This window comes from Cypionkella sp., from assembly GCF_030652235.1.
Taxonomy (GTDB): domain Bacteria; phylum Pseudomonadota; class Alphaproteobacteria; order Rhodobacterales; family Rhodobacteraceae; genus Cypionkella.
Map to the genome: position 1 here is coordinate 265,224 of NZ_JAUSBA010000034.1, position 20,345 is coordinate 285,568.

Genomic DNA, 20,345 nt, shown 5'->3' on the forward strand with positions numbered 1-20,345 from the left:
CAAAGCCCAAGCCTTGCCCCCACAGCTGGCATCGCATATAGGCTCGAAAAAGGGCAGGGGTGGCGTTGGCCGCCCCCGTTACCTATTGGCATCGGAGCATCCATGGCGCGCAGGAAGAAGGTTTACGAGGGCAAGGCGAAGATCCTGTATGAAGGACCGGAACCGGGCACTCTGATCCAGTATTTCAAGGACGACTCCGCGCCAACCGCAACCGAAGCCACCCCGGCGGCGGTTGAGGGCAAGGGCGTGTTGAACAACCGACTGTCAGAATTCTTTATGTCGGGGCTGAATGCCATCGGCGTGCCGACGCATTTCATCCGCCGGGTCAACATGCGCGAGCAACTGGTGCGGATGGCCGAGATCATCCCGTTGGAAGTCGTGGTGCGCAACTTTGCGGCAGGCGAGATTTCTGAACGTTTGGGCATCCCCGAAGGCACGCCGCTGCCGCGCCCGATTGTCGAATATTACCTGAAGGATGATCGCCTGTCGCTGCCGATGGTCGCCGAAGAACATATCGTTGCCTTCGGCTGGGCCACCCAGCAAGACCTTGATGACGTGATCGCTTTGGCGCTGCGGGTGAATGATTTCATGTCCGGCGTGATGCTGGGCGTCGGCATCCGTCTGGTCGATTTCCGCATCGAAGTCGGCCGGATTTGGGAAGGCGATTATATGCGCCTGATCGTCGCGGATGAGATCAGCCCCGACAGCTGCCGCCTCTGGGATCTGCGTGGCCTGGTCGATCGTGGCGACGGCCAACCGATCCCCGAGCCGGGACCGCTGCCCGATGTCTACACCGAACTTGCGCGGCGCTTGGGCGTGTTGCCCTCGAACGTCACGCATACGGTGAAACCGACTTTGATCAACTAAGGCTTGCCCGTCAGGGCAAGCGGCGGTATCGGGCGGCAACCCCGCCCCTTTGAGGAGATTGCTATGAAAGCGCGCGTCACAGTCATGTTGAAATCTGGCGTTCTGGATGTGCAGGGTGAGGCCGTGCGCCACGCGCTAGGCACGCTGGGCTTCGCCGGGGTGAATGGTGTGCGGCAAGGCAAGCTGATCGAGCTGGATCTGGCCGAGACGGATAAAGCGGCAGCAGAGCTTGCTGTGAAAACCATGTGCGACAAGCTGCTCGCCAACACCGTTATCGAAAGCTACCGGGTTGAGCTGATCTGATACTCTGGCTGCGGGACGAGGGTTGATATTTGATGAACGCTTACCCGTAACCTATTGAAAAATATTGGGCCGCTAGAGTGTCCACGCGTGGACACTTTCCCCAAGCCCTTCATTCGGCAACAAGGGGCTTTTCATGCGCGCCGCCATCATCCGCGACTATAACGCCGACCTCTCCCTTGAAACCGTCCCTGATCCTGTTTGTGAAGCTGATGGTGTGGTGCTGAAAGTGCTCTCCTGTGGCATCTGTCGGTCTGACTGGCACGGCTGGATCGGCGAGCATCCAAAAGTGAAACCCGGCGCGATCCCCGGCCACGAATACTGCGGCGAAGTGGTGGAATCTGGCCCGCTTTCCAAGTGGCGGGCCGGCGACCGCGTGATCGCCCCCTTCATCCTGTCCTGCGGTGCTTGCCCAGAGTGCCAATCCGGCCAGACCACAATCTGCAAGAACCAACGTGTGCCCGGTTTTGGTGAGCCCGGCGCCTATGCCGAATATGTCAGCGCCCCGCACGCCCACAACCTTGCCCGCCTGCCAGAAAGCCTGACGCCCGCCTTGGCCGCAGGTCTGGGCTGCCGGGTGACGACCGCCTGGCACGCCCTGACGGGCCGTGCCGCTGTTCAGGCGGGGGAGTGGTTGGCCGTGCACGGCACCGGTGGGATCGGCCTGTCGGTGCTGCTGATCGGCAAAGCTTTGGGCGCGCGGGTGATCGTGGTCGATGTCGTGCCGGAACGGTTGGAACACGCGCTGTCTTTGGGGGCCGAAGCCGCGATTGATGCCCGCGCAGGTGACGCGGCGGCGCAGATTGTCGAGCTGACCCAAGGCGGCGCGCATGTCAGTGTCGAGGCGTTGGGGATCGAAGCCACCACCAACGGCTCGATCGAATGTCTGCGCCCGCTGGGGCGGCACGTTCAGGTAGGGCTACCGACCGGCCACACCGCGCGGATGCAGATCAATATGAACGCGGTCTATATGAAGCAACTGGCACTTTATGGCACCCGTGGGATGCCAAGCTGGCGCTATCCGTCCTTGTTGTCGATGATCGAGCTGGGCCGGATCGACGTGCGCCCGATTGTAGCGCGGCGGGTGGCTTTGTCGCAGGCGAGCGCCGAGTTGCGGATGTTCAACGCGCCGATGCCGCCCGGTGTGGCGGTGATCACCGACTTTGCTGGGTAGGCGATTTTCGCGCGAAAATCGTGCACGGAATTCGCGCGAATTCCGCCCTGTGCTGCGGGTGTTTTGGGCTGGATGCGGCGCGCTGATTGCGGTATCCGCAGGCTATCCCAAACTTTCGGAGTGCTGCCCATGAAAGCCGCCGTCGTCACTTTTCCTGGATCAAACTGCGACCGTGATCTTGCTGTGGCGTTTGAGCGCGCCGGGTTTGAGGTCTCGCGGGTCTGGCACAAGGACACGGCGCTGCCTGCGGGCACTGATGTGGTTGGGGTTCCGGGTGGCTTTTCCTTTGGTGACTACCTGCGTTGTGGGGCGATTGCGGCGCATTCGCCGATTGCGGCAGCCATTCGCAGCCATGCAGACCGCGGCGGCTATGTGCTGGGGATTTGCAACGGCTTTCAGGTGCTGACCGAGATGCAACTGCTGCCGGGGGCATTGATGCGCAATGCGGGCTTGAAATTCATCTGCAAAACCATTGGTTTGCAAGTTGTCAGCACGGACAGCGCTTTCACCAGTGCTTACGCCAAAGGCCAGCAGATCGCGGTGCCGGTGGCGCATCACGATGGCAATTACACCATTGATGCCGATGGTCTGGCCGCTTTGCGTGCCGAAGATCGCATCGCTTTTACCTACACCCAAAACCCCAACGGTGCTGCGGCTGACATCGCAGGCGTGCTCTCGGCCAACCGCCGCGTGCTGGGGATGATGCCGCACCCGGAGCGGGTGGTGGATGCCCGCACAGGTGGCACCGATGGTGCTGCGCTGTTTGCCAGCCTGATGGGCGGGATGGCGCTGGCCTGAGCCTCTTCGGCTTGAGGCCGGGCTTGGGCAGGCCTAAACTTAACTGATGCAAAGCCGCAGCCGATCCAAACGTATTTCAGATGCAGCGCCGGGGAAATCCTGGCGGATCAGGCTGGCCGCCACCCTATTGATCTTGCTGGCAATCGGCGTTGTGCTGATCACCAACCGCTGGCTGTCAGAACGCTTTACTGAGACCACCCGCAACCGGGCCGAGCTGCGCTTGGCACTCTATTCGGGCAATATGCTGTCTGAAGTGCAGCGCACGGCCGTCGTCCCGCTGCTGCTGGCCGATGATCCGGCGATTCGCGACTCGTTGAAGAAGAATTCATTTTCCCGCACCACCTTGCGGCTGATCGAGGTGCAAAAAGAAATCGGCGTCGCGTCAATCCTGCTTTTGGACAAAGACGGCTGGACGGTGGGGGCGACCAATCGCAACCTGCTGGGCACCTCGCACCGCAATGACGGCTATTTTGTTGACGCCAAGCGCACCAAAGACACGGTGTTCTCGGTCACGCCGCAGCCCGGCGGTGCTTATGATTTCACCTATTCGCGGGTGGTTGAGGCGGATGGTCAGGTGCAGGGCGTGATCGTGGTCGGCGTCGATATGATGAAGCACGAGCGCGCTTGGGCGGGGTTGCAGGATGCGGTTTTGGTGGCCAATTCGGAAGCCACCGTGATCCTTGCAACCGAGCCGTCTTGGCGCAGCAAGCCCGTGGCCGAGGCGCTATCGCCGACCGACAGCCCCTCGGCCTTGGATCGCGCCCTGAAGGGGGCGGCGGATTGGGCGCAGAACCCGCCAGATGCCTATGTCTCGGGCGAAGCGGTGTTGCGCACCGAGGCGCGGGTGCCGTTTCAGGGTTGGAAGATGGTGACCTTCACCGCTTACGATTCTGTGCGCGAGCGGGTGAACGGCGTGATTGCGTTGGAAATCATGGGTTTCGCGATTTTCACCGCTTTGACGTTTTATCTGCTGTCGCGCCGGGCTTGGTCGCAATCGGTGTCGTTCCAGCGCGAATCGGCGGAACTGCGGTTGCTGAACGCGCGCCTGTCGCGCGAGATTGCCGAGCGGGAAAAGGTGCAGAAAACGCTGGAAGTGGCGGAACTGACGCTGGCGCAATCTTCAAAGCTTGCGGCTTTGGGTGAGATGTCGGCGGCGGTCAGCCATGAGTTGAACCAGCCTTTGGCCGCGATGAAAACTTATCTCGCGGGCGCGCGGTTGTTGTTGCAGCGCAAGCGACCGGATGAAGCGCTCTCATCCTTCCAGCGCATTGACGATCTGATCGACCGTATGAGTGCCATCACCCGCCAGTTGAAATCTTACGCGCGCAAGGGCGGTGAGGCGTTTGAGCCTGTCGATCTGCGCGCTTGTCTTTCGTCAGCTCTGGCGATGATGGAACCACAGTTGAAACAGCGCGTTGTCAAGATAACCCGCACGGTGCCGCGTCAACCGGTGATGGTTCTGGCGGATCGTTTGCGACTTGAGCAGGTGATCATCAATTTACTGCGAAATGCGCTGGATGCGACCAAAGACATGGCTGATCCGCAGATCGACCTCTTGTTGACGGTGGGGGAGGGCGCCACTTTAGGTGTGCGCGACAACGGCATTGGTATCGGCGATATCGGCTCGATCTTTGAGCCATTCTACACGACGAAAAAGCCGGGTGAGGGCGTGGGCCTTGGTCTGGCGATCTCTTCGGGCATTGTCACCGATTTGGGTGGCCGTTTGACGGCGCATAACGCCGAAAACGGTGGTGCGGTGTTCGAGGTGCAACTGCCCCTGTTGGGCAAAGAAGCAAAAGCAGCGGAATGAGGACGGCATGGCACGGGCGATGAAAGTGGCGATTGTGGACGACGAGGCGGATATGCGTGCCTCGATCAGCCAGTGGCTGGCCCTGTCGGGGTTTGACACCGAAACCTATGCCAGCGCGGAAGAGGCGTTGAAGGCTTTGGGGCCGGAATGGCCGGGGGTTGTGGTCTCGGACATCAAGATGCCGGGCATGGATGGCATGGCGTTTTTGAAGCGGCTGATGGGGATGGATTCCGGCCTTCCGGTGATCTTGATCACCGGGCATGGCGATGTGCCGATGGCGGTCGAGGCGATGCGGGTTGGGGCCTATGATTTCCTCGAAAAGCCGTTCAACCCGGACCGGATGACCGAGCTTGCCAAGCGCGCTACGATGGCGCGGCGGCAGACGCTTGATAACCGGGCCTTGCGACGCGAATTGTCGGATGGCTCGATCCTGATGAAGAAGCTGGTCGGTGCCAGCCCCGCGATGGAGCGGCTGCGCGAGGATATTCTTGATCTGGGGCAAGCCGACAGCCATGTGCTGATTGATGGAGAGACGGGCACGGGCAAGACCTTGGTGGCGCATGCGTTGCACGCCGTTGGCCCGCGTGGATCGAAGAAGTTCGTCACGGTGTCCTGTGCGGCGTGGAGCGAGGATCAGCTGGCGGCCAAGCTGTTCGGGCCTTCGGATGATGGCAACCTGCCTTTGGTGGAAGAAGCCCGCGGTGGCACGTTGTGTCTTGAGGATATCGAGGCGCTAAGCCATCCGCTGCAATCGCGCCTGCTGACGCTGATCAACGAGCAGGGCACGCCACCAGAAACCCGGATCATCGCGATCTGCAACGAACACGCGCCGGATAAGACGCTGGAAGACGTGCTGCGCTCGGATCTGTTCTATCGCTTGGGTGCGATGACGATCATCTGCCCGCCGCTGCGGGCGCGGGGCGAGGATATTCTGACGCTGTTCACCCGGTCCTCGGAACAGTTTGCCGAGGAATATGGCTGTGAAGCGCCGCAGGTGACGGCGCAGGAAGCAGCACAACTGCTGCAGGCGCCATGGCCGGGCAATGTGCGGCAGTTGGTCAATATCGCCGAACGCGCCGTGTTGCAGAACAGGCGGGGCTCGGGTTCGATCGCCTCGCTGCTGATGGCGGATAACGAGGCTTCGGGGCCGGCACTGACCACCGAAGGCAAGCCGCTGAAGGACTATGTCGAGGCGTTTGAACGGATGCTGATCGACAACACCATGCGGCGGCATAAGGGGTCGATCACGGGTGTGATGGATGAGTTGTGCCTGCCGCGCCGGACGCTGAACGAGAAGATGGCGAAGTACGGCTTGCAGCGGCAGGATTATGTGTAGGGTGGGTTTTTAGCCCACCATGCGCGGGGGCGGTGGGGTGGAACCCCACCCTACGCCTTGCTGACGCAAATCACCCATTGTCATCGCGGCCCGTTTCCCGTTAGGGTTACAGTCAGGTGGCAATCTGTCGCCAAAGAATTCTCTGCCCTGTTGATCTGGCGCGCTTATCGCGCCGAAAACCGGGGTGGTCGGATCGGCTGCAAGGCCGGATTATTGCCCGCAAGTGACTGATAACACAGGATCGAACCGGGCTTTTTTAGGTGGGTGGCGCAAGCTGCCCAAACGTGAACCGCGATGATGTGCGCGACATTGGCAATTCAAGGCGAGGGGTGCCCACCGGGCACAGCCCGCCTGTTTGCGTTGCGCGCAGCCGCCCGAACAAGCCGCCTCTTTATGTCAAACACCCGCTTTGGTAGCCCAAGCGGGTTTTCGCATGACAGGCGCAATGGATTGATATGTCAAAGAAAATGCTTATCGACGCCACCCATGCCGAGGAAACTCGGGTTGTTGTGGTCGATGGAAACAAGGTCGAAGAATTCGATTTTGAAACCGTAAACAAGCGTCAGCTTGCCGGAAATATCTACCTTGCAAAGGTCACGCGAGTAGAGCCTTCGCTGCAAGCTGCATTTGTCGAATATGGCGGCAACCGTCACGGCTTCTTGGCTTTTGCCGAAATTCACCCGGATTATTATCAAATCCCGGTGGCTGATCGCAAAGCCTTGCTGGACGAAGAACGCGCCTTCAACCGCGCGCAGGATGAAGAAGACAACCGCCGCTCACGCCCGCGTCCCAAACCGCAACAACAACAGCGCCCGCGCGCTGAGTCTGTTGACGGCGATGCCGTACAGTCGTCGGCGATGAGCAGCATGGATGTGGTGGATCTTGGCGAAGAAACTGGTGCTGATGCGCTGGTGCAATCGGTGCCCGCTGATGTGGTTGAACAGCCGCATCACGACCATGACCATCACGACCACAGCCATACGCATCACGTGGCCTCTGTGGATGCCGAAGAAGCCGAACCGGTTTACCGCTCGATCGACCACGCCTCGGACACCGATGATGAGATCGAATCCATCGCAGACGAAGATGTGTCGGAAGAAATCTCGGCTCCGCGCAAGCCGCGTGCGCGCCGCTATAAAATTCAGGAAGTGATCAAGGTTCGCCAGATCATGCTGGTGCAGGTGGTCAAGGAAGAACGCGGCAACAAGGGGGCTGCCCTCACCACCTACCTCAGCCTCGCTGGCCGCTACTGCGTGCTGATGCCGAACACCGCGCGCGGCGGCGGGATTTCCCGCAAGATCACCCAAGCCGCAGACCGCAAAAAGCTGAAAGAGATCGCGACCGAGATTGAAGTGCCGGAAGGTGCCGGCCTGATCATTCGGACGGCAGGTGCCAAGCGCACCAAGCCCGAGATCAAGCGCGATTACGAATACCTGATGCGGTTGTGGGAACAGATCCGCGAATTGACCCTGAAGTCGATCGCGCCCGCCGCGATCTACGAGGAAGGCAATCTGATCAAACGCACGATCCGCGATCTGTATAGCCGCGAGATTGATGAGATTCTGGTTGAAGGCGAGGCGGGTTACCGCACCGCGAAAGACTTCATGCGGATGATCATGCCAAGCCACGCCAAATCGGTGGTGCGCTATGATGATCCCACCCCGCTGTTTGCGAAATATCAGGTCGAAAGCTATCTCGGCGGCATGTTCAACCCGACCGTGCAGCTGAAATCCGGCGGCTACATCGTGATCGGTATCACCGAAGCGCTGGTGGCGGTTGACGTGAACTCGGGTCGTGCCACCAAAGAAGGGTCCATCGAGGACACCGCTTTGAAGACCAACCTTGAGGCTGCCGAAGAAGTGGCACGCCAGTTGCGTTTGCGCGATTTGGCCGGCCTGATCGTGATCGACTTCATCGACATGGAAGAGCGTCGCAACAACGCCGCCGTCGAGAAGAAGCTGAAAGATAAGCTGAAAACTGACCGCGCGCGGATTCAGGTTGGGCGGATTTCTGGCTTTGGCCTGATGGAAATGTCGCGTCAGCGGCTGCGGCCGGGGATGCTGGAATCGACCACACAGCCTTGCTCGCATTGCCACGGCACTGGGTTGATCCGTTCGGATGACAGCCTTGGTTTGCAAGTGTTGCGCGCGCTGGAAGAAGAAGGCACGCGGAAACGCAGCAAAGAAGTGCTGCTGCGCGCCCCGATTGGGATTGTGAACTTTCTGATCAACGGCAAGCGCGAGCATATCGCGCTGATCGAGGCGCGCTACGGCATGTCGGTGCGGATTGAATGTGATCCGGCGATGATCACTCCGGATTTCTCGATTGAGAAGTTCAAGACCGCGACACGCGTGGTGCCGGAAATCTCGTCAGTGATCTCGGGCAATGCCTCGCTGATGGGCGCGCCGGTGGCGGAAGAAGACGACGAAGATATCATCGACGATGTGGATGATGTCGAAGAAGCGGAAGTGGTGGAATCGACCGCCGTTGCGGCGGCAGCGACCGCACCTGCTGCGGCGAATGGTGATGGCGGCACGGGCAAGAAACGCCGCCGTCGGCGTCGTCGCAAGAAGCCCGGTCAGCCGGGTGAGGCTATCGCTGGCGCGGACGCTGAAGCCGACGACGGCGATGATGATGGCGACGACGAGGCGGGTGATGATGCGCCTGAGGTCGTAAGCGCAGTGGCTGCAACAGAGGCTCCGGTCGAAGTCGCCGTGAAAAAGCCAACCCGCACCCGCGCGCCACGTGGCAGCAAATCGGCGGTGGCATTGGCTGCGGCTGAAGCGCCTGCAGCCGAGGTGGTGAAGCCCGCCAGCAGCCGCTCGCGCAGCCGGACTGTAAAGGTGGAACCTGTGGCGGACGTCGCGGTCGAAGTTGTGGTCGTGGAAGCCCCGGTTGTGGCGGAAGAAAAGCCGAAAGCCACGCGGAGCCGCACGAGCCGTGCCAAGCCGAAAGCCGAAGTGGTGGTTGAAGCTGTTGCGTTGGAAGCGCCAACTTCGGTCGCGGTTATGGCTGTCGCAGAAACCGCTCAGGTGCCAAGCGCGCCGGTTCTGCAAGCCGATCCGGGTTTGGTTGAGGCGGCGCGGGTGGCCAGCCTGCACGTCGATCCCGGCCTCGCCGACGCTGCGGTTGAACCCGCCGAAGACGATGGTCCCGCCAAGCCGAAAAAGCGCGGCTGGTGGTCTTTGGGTCGCTAAAGTCTAGAATTTTATGGAGGGCGGTGGGGAAACCCGCCGCCCTTTCTCTATCCGCGCCGGATCAGATAGGCGCTACCGCCGTCCACTTCGCTGGCCCCTAGATAATCATGACCCGCCTCTGCGCTGAAATGCGGCAGATCAATCGCCGCCATCTTGTCACTGGCCAGCACCCGCAAAATCTGTCCCGCAGCCATGCCAATCAACCGCTTGCGCGCGCGCAACACGGGCAAGGGGCACAGCAGCCCCAGGCAATCCAACTCCACATCCCAATCCATACCAAGCCCTTCTTCTGCGCCCCAATATCCTTGCCGGAGGCCGCGACACCAGCCCAAAATGCCGCACGCAGACGTGACGCACCCGCGCGTGACCTTTGCCGCCAACTGCGCTAAACCCTTTCGAAACGGAGTTTCCATGTTCGGCATCGACATCTTTGACGCAAGCCTGATCCCGGCGATGCTGGTGGCCCTTGTCGCGGGCATCCTGTCGTTCCTCAGCCCCTGCGTGCTGCCAATCGTGCCGCCTTATCTGGCCTATATGTCCGGCATTTCAGTCACCGAGATGAAAACCGGACGCTCGCCGCTGTTAGCTGCGCTGTTCTTCGTGCTTGGCCTCTCGACGGTTTTCCTACTGCTCGGCCTCGCCGCCTCGGCCTTTGGCGCGTTCTTTCTTGGTAATGCCAGCACCTTCGCCACCATCGCCGGCGTGGTGGTGATGATCTTCGGCGCGCATTTTATCGGCATCTACCGCATCGGCTTTCTCGACCGTGAGATGCGGATGGACGCGGGCGATCAAGGTGGCTCGGCCTTCGGCGCTTATGTGCTCGGCCTCGCCTTCGCCTTCGGTTGGACGCCGTGTATCGGCCCGCAACTGGGCGCGATCTTGTCGCTGGCGGCGCAAGAGGGCAATGTCGCGCGCGGTATGACCCTGCTTGCGGTCTATGCCGCTGGCCTTGGCATCCCTTTTCTGCTGGTCGCCGCCTTCTTCGTCCGGCTCGCGCCCTTCGTTGCTTTCATGAAGCGCCACGCCGAGCGGATCGAGAAGATCATGGGCCTGCTGCTGTGGACCATTGGCTTGTTGATGCTGACCGGCGGCTTTTCATCCTTCTCCTACTGGCTGCTGGAGCATGTGCCCTTCCTTGCCAATCTGGGCTAAAATTCTTCTCTTAAAATCGCCCAATTCCTCTGCCATGATGCCATCAACTGAACAGAGGCATGATGGAACCGATCACCCTACAAGCATTTTCCGATCAGCGCGTCCGGCGTAGGCGGGTGTTTTATATCCCCGGCTATGATCCTATTCATCCGCGCCGCTACCGCGAGCTTTACCGCAAGGAAGGCCAAGCGCAGGCGCAGATCTCGGGCTATGAGATTGCTTTGAAACCGAAAAAGACCGGTGGGCCCTATGGCTGGCATGTGACGGGCACGATGGATGGTGCGGTGACCGAGGCGGATGTCGAGGTGCTGGTGTGGTCCGATATCGTCAAAACCTCGATGGCGCGCGGGATTCTGGCGACCTATCTGCAACTGCTGCGCACCGCCTATGCCTATATCGGCTCGGGTGCGCTGTTTCGGCTGGCGGGTTTGCGCAAGGGGCCGATGATCGCGGCACTTTATCCGATTGTGTTTCTGCTGGCAGAGCTGCTGCTGGCGTGTTTGGCGGGCTGGGGCGTGGGCGAATTGGTGGCTTACGTGCATCCGGCTTTGGGCTGGGCGGCGGGTCTGGGGGTGATATGGGTATTGCTGCGAACGTTTAAACGCTGGGATAACAAGGTCTTCGCCTACTACCTGATGCATGATTACGCCTATTCAGCGCAGGCAGGCGGGGCCAATCCGCCGGAACTTGAAGCCCGGATGACGGCGTTTCGGCTATCCATCCGCGACGCTATGACGGCGGGGTTTGACGAGGTTTTGGTGGTTGGCCATTCCTCGGGCGCGCATCTGGCGGTGTCGATTCTGGCTGATTTGTTGCGCGAAGGTCTGCCCGCACCTGCGGCGCGGTTGGGGTTTTTGTCGCTGGGCCAAGTGGTGCCGATGATGTCCTTCCTGCCGAAAGCCCAGCGTCTGCGCGCCGATCTGCACTACCTTTCCGCACGCGATGACCTGGTTTGGGTCGATGTCACCGCCCCCGGCGATGGCTGCGCCTTTGCTCTGTGCGATCCGGTGGCTGTGACGGGCGTGTCCCCGCCGGATAAACGTTGGCCCTTGGTGATCTCGGCAGCGTTCAGCCAAACCCTGTCGCCCGCACGGTGGAAGCAACTGCGCTGGAAGTTTTTCCGGCTGCATTTTCAATATCTTTGCGCCTTTGACCGCCCCGGTGATTACGATTATTTCCAGATTACCGCCGGGCCGCTCAGTCTGGCCGACCGCTACCGCGACCGCGCGCCGTCAAAAAGCCGTATCACCCGCCCCGTCTCTGGCTATCGGGATATGGCATGATCCCGCCCAAGCCGCGCCCGCGCGCCGACAAGGTTTCGCTGCTGCAGTACCTGCGGCTGTTTCGTGCCGATATCCTGTCGGCGCAGCCCGCGCGGCTTTATCGGGCCTGGATGGCCGAGTTTCGCACGCCGTTTTTCCGCAGTTACATGTGCAATGATCCGGCGTTGGTTACCCGTGTTCTGGTCGAGCGTCCGGGTGATTTCCCCAAATCCAACCGTATCCGCGAGGGGTTGACCCCGCTGCTGGGCAATTCGGTGTTCGTCACCAATGGTGAGGTCTGGAAGCGCCAGCGTCGTATCATCGACCCGGCGTTTGAGGGCGGGCGGCTGCGCGATACCTTCCCGGCGATGGTCGCGGCAGGGCAGGCGGCTGTGGCGCGGATGCCGTTGGGCGAGGTTGAGGTAGAGGCCGAGATGAGCCACGCGGCGGCAGATGTGATTTTCCGCACGTTGTTTTCGATCCCAATTGAGCATGAGGTGGCCGCAGCGGTCTTCGCTGAATTTCGCACCTATCAACGCACGCAACCCATTCTGAACCTTGCGGCTTTTCTGCCCTTGCCAAAATGGGTGCCGCGGTTTCATCGCCGTGCCACCAAGCGTTCGGCGGCGGTGATCCGCGGGTTGATCACCCGGCTGACCGAAGGCCGCGCGACAGAGATTGCTGCCGGAACCGCACCGGATGATTTGGCGACCAAGATCATGACCACCGCCGATCCGCTGACCGGAGACCGGTTTGAAACCGCTGAGATGGTCGATCAGGTGGCGATCTTCTTTCTGGCCGGCCATGAAACCAGCGCCTCGGCTTTGTCATGGGCGCTGCTGATGCTGGCGATGGACCCCGATGTGCAGGAAAAGGTCGCAGGCGAGGCGCAGGCTTTGGGCGATCAGCCTGAGTTTTCTGCGCTGTCCAAATTGCGCTTCACCCGCGATGTGTTTCGTGAGGTGCTGCGGCTGTATCCTCCGGTGCCGATGATGGTGCGCGAAAACGCGGTGCCTGAGGAGATGCGGGGGCGTAAGGTGGCTCGCGGGGCGCAAATTGTGCTAAGCCCGTGGCATCTGCACCGCCACGAACGCATCTGGGCGCGACCCGATGAATTTGACCCAAGCCGTTGGCAAACTGAAGAAAACCGCGCCTGCGTCCGCGATGCCTATATGCCGTTTTCGGCGGGGCCACGGGTTTGCACTGGGGCGGGCTTTGCGATGGTTGAAGGCACCCTACTGCTGGCACTTCTGGCGCGCGCTTTCCGGTTTGAATGTGTCGCGGGGCGTGAGGCTGTGCCCGTGGCGCATCTGACGGTGCGCGCGAAAGACGGCATCTGGCTGCGGATCAGTCGGCGCTAACGCCGCAGCGTTTCCAGCACGAACACCCGAATGGCCGAGGCAAGGCCGATGTCATCCGCGCGGCCTGCGTCGATTTCTGCGGCCAGAGCGTTCAGGGTTTGGCCACGCGCACGGGCAATTTCACAAAAGCCGTCCCAAAATGCGGATTCCAGCGAGATCGAGGTGCGATGTCGCTTCAGTGTCACCGAATGTTTGACGGGACGCCCGCTCATTCCGGGTCTTTTGGGGCGATCTTATGGCCTTCCAGATCGCGCTGCGCCTTTTCCAGACGCGCCGCCTCAAGCGCTTTATCGCCCTTGCGACGGCCAAATTTTACCGCGTTGGCATCGGCCTGCGCGCGGGTATCGGCCTTGTCTTTGGCCTTCCGCACCGCGCGCAAGTTGATGATTTCGGCCATTAGCCTTTCGGCCCAACCATATCCTCGGGCCGCACCACGCGGTCAAAGGTTTCGCCGTCGACATAACCCAAAGCGATGGCTTCCTCGCGCAGGGTGGTGCCGTTTTTATGCGCGGTTTTGGCGACTTTGGTGGCTGCGTCATAACCGATGGTGGGGGCCAAAGCCGTCACCAGCATCAGAGATTCCTTCATTAACTTGTCGATGCGCGCGATATTGGCTTGGGTGCCGACCACCATATTGTCGGTGAACGACCCCGCAGCGTCGCCCAAAAGTTGCATGCTTTGCAAGACATTGTAGGACATCATCGGGTTGTAGACGTTCAACTCGAAATGCCCCTGCGAGCCTGCAAAGCCCACCGCGGCATCATTGCCCATCACCTGCGCGCAGACCATGGTCAGCGCTTCGGCTTGGGTCGGGTTTACCTTGCCCGGCATGATGGAGCTTCCCGGCTCGTTTTCCGGCAGGATCAATTCACCCAGACCGGAACGCGGGCCAGAGCCCAGCAAACGCAGGTCGTTGGCGATTTTGAAAAGTGAGGCTGCGACGGTCTTCAACGCCCCCGAGAACATCACCATGGCGTCATGCGCGGCCAAAGCCTCGAACTTATTCGGGGCGGTGACAAACGGCAGGTCAGTGATCTTGGCAATCGCTGCCGCGACCCGCACATCCCAGCCGACGCGGGTGTTCAGGCCGGTGCCAACAGCGGTGCCACCTTGCGCCAATTCATAGATATCGGGCAGGCACATCTTGACGCGGGCGATGCCTTTTTCGACCTGCTTGGCATAGCCGGAGAATTCCTGTCCCAATGTCAGCGGGGTCGCGTCTTGGGTATGGGTGCGGCCGATTTTGATAATGTCTTTAAATTCAATGGCCTTGGCATCCAAAGCCGCATGCAGTTTGACCAGCCCCGGCAACAGCACATCGCGCGCCATCATGCCGATGGCGACATGCATCGCGGTGGGGAAAGTGTCGTTTGACGACTGCCCCATGTTGACATGATCGTTCGGATGCACCGGCTTCTTGCTGCCCCTCACGCCGCCCAGCATCTCAATCGCGCGGTTTGAGATCACCTCGTTTGCGTTCATATTCGACTGGGTGCCAGAGCCGGTTTGCCAGACCACCAGCGGGAAGTTGTCATCAAACTTGCCGTCGATGACTTCCTGCGCAGCCTTGGCAATCGTCTCGCCCAAGCCCAGATCAATGTCGCCCTGCGCGATGTTGACCAGCGCGCAGGCCTTTTTGATCACGCCCAAAGCCCGTACGATGGCAATCGGCTGACGCTCCCAGCCAATCGGGAAGTTCTGGATCGAGCGCTGTGTTTGCGCGCCCCAGTATTTATCGGCAGGAACCTCAAGCGGGCCAAAGCTGTCGGTTTCGGTACGGGTGGCGGACATCTGCAAGCCTCGTGTAAGGGATGGCTGCGGCATAGCGCGGAAAGGTAGCAGTTTCAATCGGTATGCAGAAGTATACCGGTTTAGGCGCGGCGGAAGTGGAAGACGCGGGCGGGCGGGATGTTCAGCCAGACCTTTGGGCCGGGGCTGACCTTGAGGCCCATCCTTTGCAACTGCTCGGCGGACAAAGCGGGTTTGGTGCCGTAGGTGAATTGCACAAAGACACCATCGGAGGCGAGAATGTCGAAGGCGGCTTTGACGATGGATTCGCGCACGGCAAGTGGCATCGACAGCAGGGGCAGGCCGGAGATCACGGCAGAAACGCCGGGTTCTACGGTGCTCACCGCGGATTGTGCTGCGGCGTTGTGCACCGTGACTTTGGGGAATTTCGCGCGCAGCAGTTTGGAGAAGCTGGGGCTCATTTCATAAAGCGTCAGGTTTTCGGGGGTAACGCCAGCGGCGAGGATCCCTTCGGTCAGCACACCTGTTCCGGGGCCGAATTCAACGACGCGGCCCGAATGAGGGCCCAAGCCCTGGGCCATGGCGCGGGCAAGCCAGCGCGAGGACGGGACGACGGACGATACTTGCAGTGGGTTTGTCAGAAATTGACGCAAAAATAGCGCAGCCTCTTTGGCCATGGCAGAGGTCCTTGATTTACAGCATTCTATTGCTTGCGGAATTTATCCAGCCGGACGATCTGCGCTTCGCCCTGCGGCGGCGGCGGATCGTCTTCGGGGTCTTCATCCTCGTCGTCTTCGTCATCATCGTCATGGGTTTCAAACCGCAGACCAAACTCAACCGACGGGTCAACAAAGGTGCGTACGGCGTCGAACGGGATCACAAGATGCTCGGGTTGATTACCGAAATTCAGCGTAATTTCAAAGCCTTCGTCGGTAACGATCAAGTCTTCAAACCAATGCTGTACCACGATCGTCATCTCACCAGGGTAGCGCGAACGCAGCCAGTCGGCCATCACAACCCGCTCAACCGTGGTGTCAAAGGTGATGAAAAAATGATGCGCGCCGGGGAGGCCGTGGACCGACACATCCTTGAGAACGGTTTGAATCAATCCCCGCATCGCGCGGTGCATGAGGTTTCCGTAATCAATCGACTTCGCCATGAGCCACCCCTTCGTAATGCTGCCACCATAGGGGATTCGGGCCTAAAGGGAAGGGGGGCGGCTCAGAATGCTGCAACTGCAGCGGAAGATATCGCGCAGAGGGCAAGCACCCCCGGCAGCGGCCAGTGGCGACGCAGCAGCAGGTAGGCTGCTATGCCTGCAAGGGCGGCGGGGAGAGCGTTTAGGCTGGTGGGGTCGGGCCAGATCATCTGCAGTGGGCCATAGTTAAGCGGGGTGACACTGGCGAAGATCACATGCGCTGCGAACCATAGCGACAGGTTGGCGATCACACCGACCACGGCAGCGGTGATGGCTTTCAGCGCTTGGCTGAGGCGCGGGGCGTGGGTCAGGCGTTCGATCCATGGCGCGCCTGCGAAGATCCACAAAAAGCAGGGGGCGAAGGTCATCCACAGGGTGATCAGCGCGCCTGCGAGCCCCATGGCGATGCCCTGTTTGGCGGCGGCGAGGTAGCCGACAAACTCGGTGACAAGGATCAGCGGGCCGGGGGTGGTTTCGGCAAGACCCAAACCGTCGATCATTTGCGGCAGGGTCAGCCATTGTTTTTGCTGTACAACGTCCTGCGCCATCCATGTCAGCACCGCGTAGGCGCCGCCGAAGGTCAGCATCGCGAGCTTGGAGAAGAACAGCGCGATGTCGGCGAGGATGGGCGGCGCGAACAGCACAATCAGAGCAAGCGGCACCAACCAGACTGCGCCCCAAATTGCGGTGGCGCGCAGCGACTGCGCCCAAGGGGTCGGCAGGGCTGTGGCGAGGGTGGAGGGGGTTGATTTCGCTGTGAAAAATCCCCAAAGACCAGCCGCTAGGATCACGGCGGGGAAGGGGGCCGCAAAGAAGAACAGGGCAGCGAAGGCGAGGGTCGCGATGATCCACTGCGCGCGGGATTTCAGGGCGCGCTTGGAGACCCGCAGCAGGGCCTCGACCACCACGGCCAAGACGGCGGCTTGCACCCCGGTGAATAGGGCGGCGACGAGGGGGAGAGTGCCCCATGCGGCATAGATCATCGAGAGGGCGAGGACGATGATTGCGCCGGGGAGGACGAATAGGCCCCCTGCGATCAGGCCGCCCAGGGTGCCATGCTTGCGCCAGCCGATCCATGTCGCCAACTGCATCGCTTCGGGGCCGGGCAGCAGCATGCAAAACGACAGGGCTGAGAGGTATTCCTCCTCAGTCACCCATTGTTTTTCATCGACCAATTCGCGGTGCATCAACGCGATTTGGGCGGCGGGCCCGCCGAACGACAGCATGCCGATGCGGGCGAAGGCGCGGGTGAGTTCGGGAAGTGTGGTCATGCGCTGCGTCCTGCGGGCCAATCGTGGCCTTCGTCATGGCCATCGCGCGCCCAGCGGTAGAGCGCATCATAAAGGGTCATTCCGACGGCCAGTTGTTCAAGGTCATCGCGGTATTGCCGGGATAGGCCGACAGAAATCGCCAGCAGGCCAGCGGCTTGCGGCGAGAGGTCGTGACGGTCGGTATCAGCCGCGCGCACGACTTCGGCGAGGCGTTGCAGCGGGTCGGTGTGCAGGGAAAATTCGGCAATCAGGGTGTCGAAAGTGCAGGTGTCGCCACGGTGGCTGTGAAAGCAGTCTTCGATATCGAAAGGGGTGGCGTTGAAACGATCAGCCACCGATTGCACCTCGGTGGGGGAGACGAACAGGAAGCGGGCGGAGGGGTCAATGAAGCGGCGGATCAGCCACGGGCAGGCGATGCGGTCGATTTTGGGACGGTGGCGGGTGACCCAAAGGTTGGTTTTGGGGTAAGCGGCCAGCGGGATCATCGGTAGGGCTGCCTCGGCCCAAGCCATGGAGCCGCCTTCCAGAACCCGCGCGTCAACGGATTGGCTGCGCAGCAGGGCTGCGACGCCTTCGGAAAGTTTGCGCCCCCGTTGGCAGACCACGATGACCTTTTGTCCCAGCAGATTGGCCGGGGCGGGGTCGAAGCGATCATGCGGCAGGGTGAAGCTGCCGGGGATCAGGCGCGGGTCGGCAGCGAGGTCTTCGGGGATACGGATATCGACGATAGCCGGGGCATCGGGCAGGCCGATCAGGCGCAGCAGTTGGGCGGGGGTGATCTGGTTTGGTCCGGGCATGCGGCATCCGATCTGCTATGAGGGGATGCGACACTTAAGCCTGAGCCTCACGGGGTGTTCGCGAACCCCATGCTGTTTGGATAGGAAATTCGGCGGTATGCGTCAAGCCTGGAAGGGGGGAAAGTGCCGGATTCTGTTGCCAGGTTCCGGCGGACCCCGCCTTACGCGGCTAAGCGCAAGGACTTAGTTTCGGCGACTCGAACTGCTTACGCAGCCAAAGCCATTGCCGGAGCACGGTTGTCATTTGCAACTGTACGTTTGGACCGATAACGGTAGTACCTCACCGAGCAAAAGCTGGCCCCTTTAGACGTTCGTCGATCCTATTTCGACCCCACACGCCCCAAATGAAAGGGTGAATTGGTGGAGTCGCCGGGTACCGCCCCCGGGTCCGAGCCGTTTATTATGGGTGCGTTTATCGCCATAGTCCGAGTTGCCCCGGACAGGTTGAATATAGGGGCAGGGGACAGGGCGCGCAAGGTGGTGTGCGGTCCCAACTCGGGACCTTTTTTATCTGTTTTATATCAATGACTTGGGGGTGGCAATTTAACGTTTTGTTAAGGATTGCGTGTGTTTGTTGCGGGGCGCATGCCATGCAAGGCAAAACGCCTGCAATGGCTTGCAGGCGTTTTGACAGTTTTAGCACGTCATCAGAAGCCAGATTTGATCATCTCAAACTCTTGCGTCATGCGGTCGCGCATGGCGGGATCAATCGGCACCTGCGAGAGCAGGATGCCATCGACGGGATCAACGTCGGCGGCCTTGAGGTCTTCCAGCGGAATATCTTTCATCGCCACGTCATTTGAGTGGACGTAACCGAAGTTGGCAAGCAGGCCCTTGGCCGAGCCATGATCGAGCCACGCATTGATGAAATCATAGGCTTTTTCTTCTTTGCCGGGCCCGTCCTTGAAGTTGACATAGCCGCAGAACCAGTTCGCCACTCCCTCTTTCGGGGTGCGTTGGAAGGCGACGGGGACGCCTTCGCGTTTCAAGTTGGCAACGCCGTCGTTCCATGTCCAAGCGATCACCACTTCGCCAGTTTTCATCAGCTGCGCCAGTTCTGACGGATCGGCCCAATAGGTGCGGACATTGGCATGCGCCAGACGCAACCAAGCGGCGGCGGCGGCGAATTGTTCGTCGGTCACATTGGTCCAATCCGAAACGCCTGTGGCCAGCAGGGCCAGCGACCAAGTGTCATCGGTGTTGTCGGGCAACGAGATTTTGCCTGCGAAGGCCGGGTCTGTGAACACTTGCAATGAGGCGACTTGCTCGGGTTTCACCAGATCGGTGTTGTAGGCGATGGCGGTATAAGCGCCGTCAGTGGGGATGTACCAAACCCCCGTGTCATCGGCGAAAACTTTCGAGTTCTTGTAGCGATCGCCAATCTCAGCGTAGAGCGGGATTTTGCTGATATCCCACGGCTCGATCAGGTCTGCATCGCGGTATTTCTGCACCATTTGCGCACAAGGGTGGGCGACATCGGCTTTGAAACCGTTGGAGACTTTCTGGAAGGCTTCGTCATCGTCGCCAAAGAAGGAATAGGTCGGCATGTCACCGTTTTTGGCAACATAGGCCTCGATCAGCGCCTGATCCTCAAAGCCCGCCCAGTCGAACACGGTGAGATCTGGGTCGGCGGCATGGGCAAGGCTGGCAAAGCTGAGGACGATGGCCGTGCTGGCAAAAAGTTTCGTAAGGCGCATGGGGTTCCTTCCGGCTGTTGGGGCCGCCGCTTGTGTCTGCTGCGACCTTAGGATGCCGCAAGGCTAGAGCGGGTGAGCGGTTGGCTCAAGCGGTTATTGCGAGATTGGTGGATGAGGGCGGGGATTGGCTGAATTTTGATCAAAGTTTCTCGATTTTGCTGGCCGCGGTAGCGGGGGTTTCACACCCCCTGCACCCCCGGGGGATATTTGAGCAGCGAGGATGACAATTTTAGATAAGTTTTGGGCGATTGGATGGGGTTTACCGCGTGAGAAACCTTGGCTAGGTTTGCTTTGAACCCGTTTCGCGCGGGATCTGCCACAGCGCCTGTGCGGGCCTGCGGCTTGGCTGGAAGACCTGCCACGGCCTCGCTTTACC

General features: G+C 60.5%; 19 protein-coding genes and 1 other RNA gene. 10 read left to right on the forward strand and 10 right to left on the reverse strand.

Features of this window, described 5'->3' with window-relative positions:
• Positions 1-102 precede the first annotated feature (102 nt).
• The 7 genes from Q7V03_RS11920 (at position 103) to Q7V03_RS11950 (ending at position 9,482) form a co-directional block, all read left to right on the forward strand.
• Positions 103-867, forward strand: coding sequence for a phosphoribosylaminoimidazolesuccinocarboxamide synthase (locus Q7V03_RS11920; RefSeq protein ID WP_304925813.1), 765 nt, complete (start codon positions 103-105; stop codon positions 865-867).
• A gap of 63 nt (positions 868-930) precedes the next feature.
• Entirely contained in the window at positions 931-1,170 is a 240-nt protein-coding gene (gene purS / locus Q7V03_RS11925; protein ID WP_304925814.1) for a phosphoribosylformylglycinamidine synthase subunit PurS, read from the forward strand.
• A gap of 133 nt (positions 1,171-1,303) precedes the next feature.
• Complete coding sequence (locus tag Q7V03_RS11930; protein ID WP_304925815.1) at positions 1,304-2,341, forward strand: zinc-dependent alcohol dehydrogenase family protein; 1,038 nt, start codon at positions 1,304-1,306, stop codon at positions 2,339-2,341.
• A gap of 129 nt (positions 2,342-2,470) precedes the next feature.
• A complete protein-coding gene (gene purQ / locus Q7V03_RS11935) occupies positions 2,471-3,139 on the forward strand; it encodes a phosphoribosylformylglycinamidine synthase subunit PurQ (RefSeq protein ID WP_304925816.1) in 669 nt (222 codons plus the stop codon).
• Positions 3,140-3,185: 46 nt separating this feature from the next.
• Positions 3,186-4,949: a sensor histidine kinase gene (locus Q7V03_RS11940; RefSeq protein ID WP_304925817.1), complete on the forward strand. Its 1,764-nt coding sequence runs from the start codon at positions 3,186-3,188 to the stop codon at positions 4,947-4,949.
• Positions 4,950-4,956: 7 nt separating this feature from the next.
• Complete coding sequence (locus Q7V03_RS11945; protein WP_304925818.1) at positions 4,957-6,285, forward strand: sigma-54 dependent transcriptional regulator; 1,329 nt, start codon at positions 4,957-4,959, stop codon at positions 6,283-6,285.
• A gap of 455 nt (positions 6,286-6,740) precedes the next feature.
• Positions 6,741-9,482, forward strand: coding sequence for a ribonuclease E/G (locus Q7V03_RS11950; protein ID WP_304925819.1), 2,742 nt, complete (start codon positions 6,741-6,743; stop codon positions 9,480-9,482).
• 47 nt (positions 9,483-9,529) lie between these two features.
• Here the strand turns inward: Q7V03_RS11950 and Q7V03_RS11955 are convergent, their stop codons facing one another.
• Positions 9,530-9,757: a sulfurtransferase TusA family protein gene (locus Q7V03_RS11955; RefSeq protein WP_304925820.1), complete on the reverse strand. Its 228-nt coding sequence runs from the start codon at positions 9,755-9,757 to the stop codon at positions 9,530-9,532.
• Positions 9,758-9,893: 136 nt separating this feature from the next.
• On the opposite strand from Q7V03_RS11955, the gene Q7V03_RS11960 reads away from it, so the two are divergent.
• From Q7V03_RS11960 to Q7V03_RS11970, 3 genes are all read left to right on the forward strand, one after another.
• On the forward strand, positions 9,894-10,634 hold the full coding sequence (locus tag Q7V03_RS11960; RefSeq protein WP_304925821.1) for a cytochrome c biogenesis CcdA family protein: 741 nt from the start codon (positions 9,894-9,896) through the stop codon (positions 10,632-10,634).
• 62 nt (positions 10,635-10,696) lie between these two features.
• Complete coding sequence (locus Q7V03_RS11965; RefSeq protein WP_304925822.1) at positions 10,697-11,917, forward strand: hypothetical protein; 1,221 nt, start codon at positions 10,697-10,699, stop codon at positions 11,915-11,917.
• Positions 11,914-13,257 carry a cytochrome P450 gene (locus tag Q7V03_RS11970; protein WP_304925823.1) on the forward strand — a complete coding sequence of 448 codons (1,344 nt, stop codon included), beginning with the start codon at positions 11,914-11,916 and terminating at the stop codon, positions 13,255-13,257. The genes Q7V03_RS11965 and Q7V03_RS11970 overlap by 4 nt, the downstream gene beginning before the upstream one ends.
• On the opposite strand, the gene Q7V03_RS11975 is transcribed toward Q7V03_RS11970, so the two are convergent.
• The 9 genes from Q7V03_RS11975 to Q7V03_RS12015 form a co-directional block, all read right to left on the reverse strand.
• Positions 13,254-13,469 (reverse strand): ribbon-helix-helix domain-containing protein, encoded by a 216-nt coding sequence (locus tag Q7V03_RS11975; RefSeq protein WP_304925824.1) that lies wholly within the window; start codon positions 13,467-13,469, stop codon positions 13,254-13,256. The genes Q7V03_RS11970 and Q7V03_RS11975 overlap by 4 nt on opposite strands.
• Entirely contained in the window at positions 13,466-13,654 is a 189-nt protein-coding gene (locus Q7V03_RS11980; protein ID WP_304925825.1) for a DUF4169 family protein, read from the reverse strand. The genes Q7V03_RS11975 and Q7V03_RS11980 overlap by 4 nt, the downstream gene beginning before the upstream one ends.
• Complete coding sequence (fumC, locus tag Q7V03_RS11985; protein ID WP_304925826.1) at positions 13,654-15,048, reverse strand: class II fumarate hydratase; 1,395 nt, start codon at positions 15,046-15,048, stop codon at positions 13,654-13,656. The genes Q7V03_RS11980 and fumC overlap by 1 nt, the downstream gene beginning before the upstream one ends.
• An 80-nt stretch (positions 15,049-15,128) precedes the next feature.
• Positions 15,129-15,683 carry a class I SAM-dependent methyltransferase gene (locus tag Q7V03_RS11990; protein ID WP_304925827.1) on the reverse strand — a complete coding sequence of 185 codons (555 nt, stop codon included), beginning with the start codon at positions 15,681-15,683 and terminating at the stop codon, positions 15,129-15,131.
• 26 nt (positions 15,684-15,709) lie between these two features.
• On the reverse strand, positions 15,710-16,165 hold the full coding sequence (locus Q7V03_RS11995; RefSeq protein ID WP_304925828.1) for an SspB family protein: 456 nt from the start codon (positions 16,163-16,165) through the stop codon (positions 15,710-15,712).
• A 62-nt stretch (positions 16,166-16,227) separates the two neighbouring features.
• On the reverse strand, positions 16,228-17,475 hold the full coding sequence (gene chrA / locus Q7V03_RS12000) for a chromate efflux transporter (protein ID WP_304925829.1): 1,248 nt from the start codon (positions 17,473-17,475) through the stop codon (positions 16,228-16,230).
• Positions 17,472-18,272 (reverse strand): sulfurtransferase/chromate resistance protein, encoded by an 801-nt coding sequence (locus Q7V03_RS12005; RefSeq protein ID WP_304925830.1) that lies wholly within the window; start codon positions 18,270-18,272, stop codon positions 17,472-17,474. Before Q7V03_RS12005 ends, chrA begins: the two co-directional genes overlap by 4 nt.
• A 122-nt stretch (positions 18,273-18,394) precedes the next feature.
• Positions 18,395-18,752: a transfer-messenger RNA gene (gene ssrA, locus Q7V03_RS12010) on the reverse strand.
• A 167-nt stretch (positions 18,753-18,919) separates the two neighbouring features.
• Positions 18,920-19,969 carry an extracellular solute-binding protein gene (locus tag Q7V03_RS12015; protein WP_304925831.1) on the reverse strand — a complete coding sequence of 350 codons (1,050 nt, stop codon included), beginning with the start codon at positions 19,967-19,969 and terminating at the stop codon, positions 18,920-18,922.
• Positions 19,970-20,345: the final 376 nt, after the last annotated feature.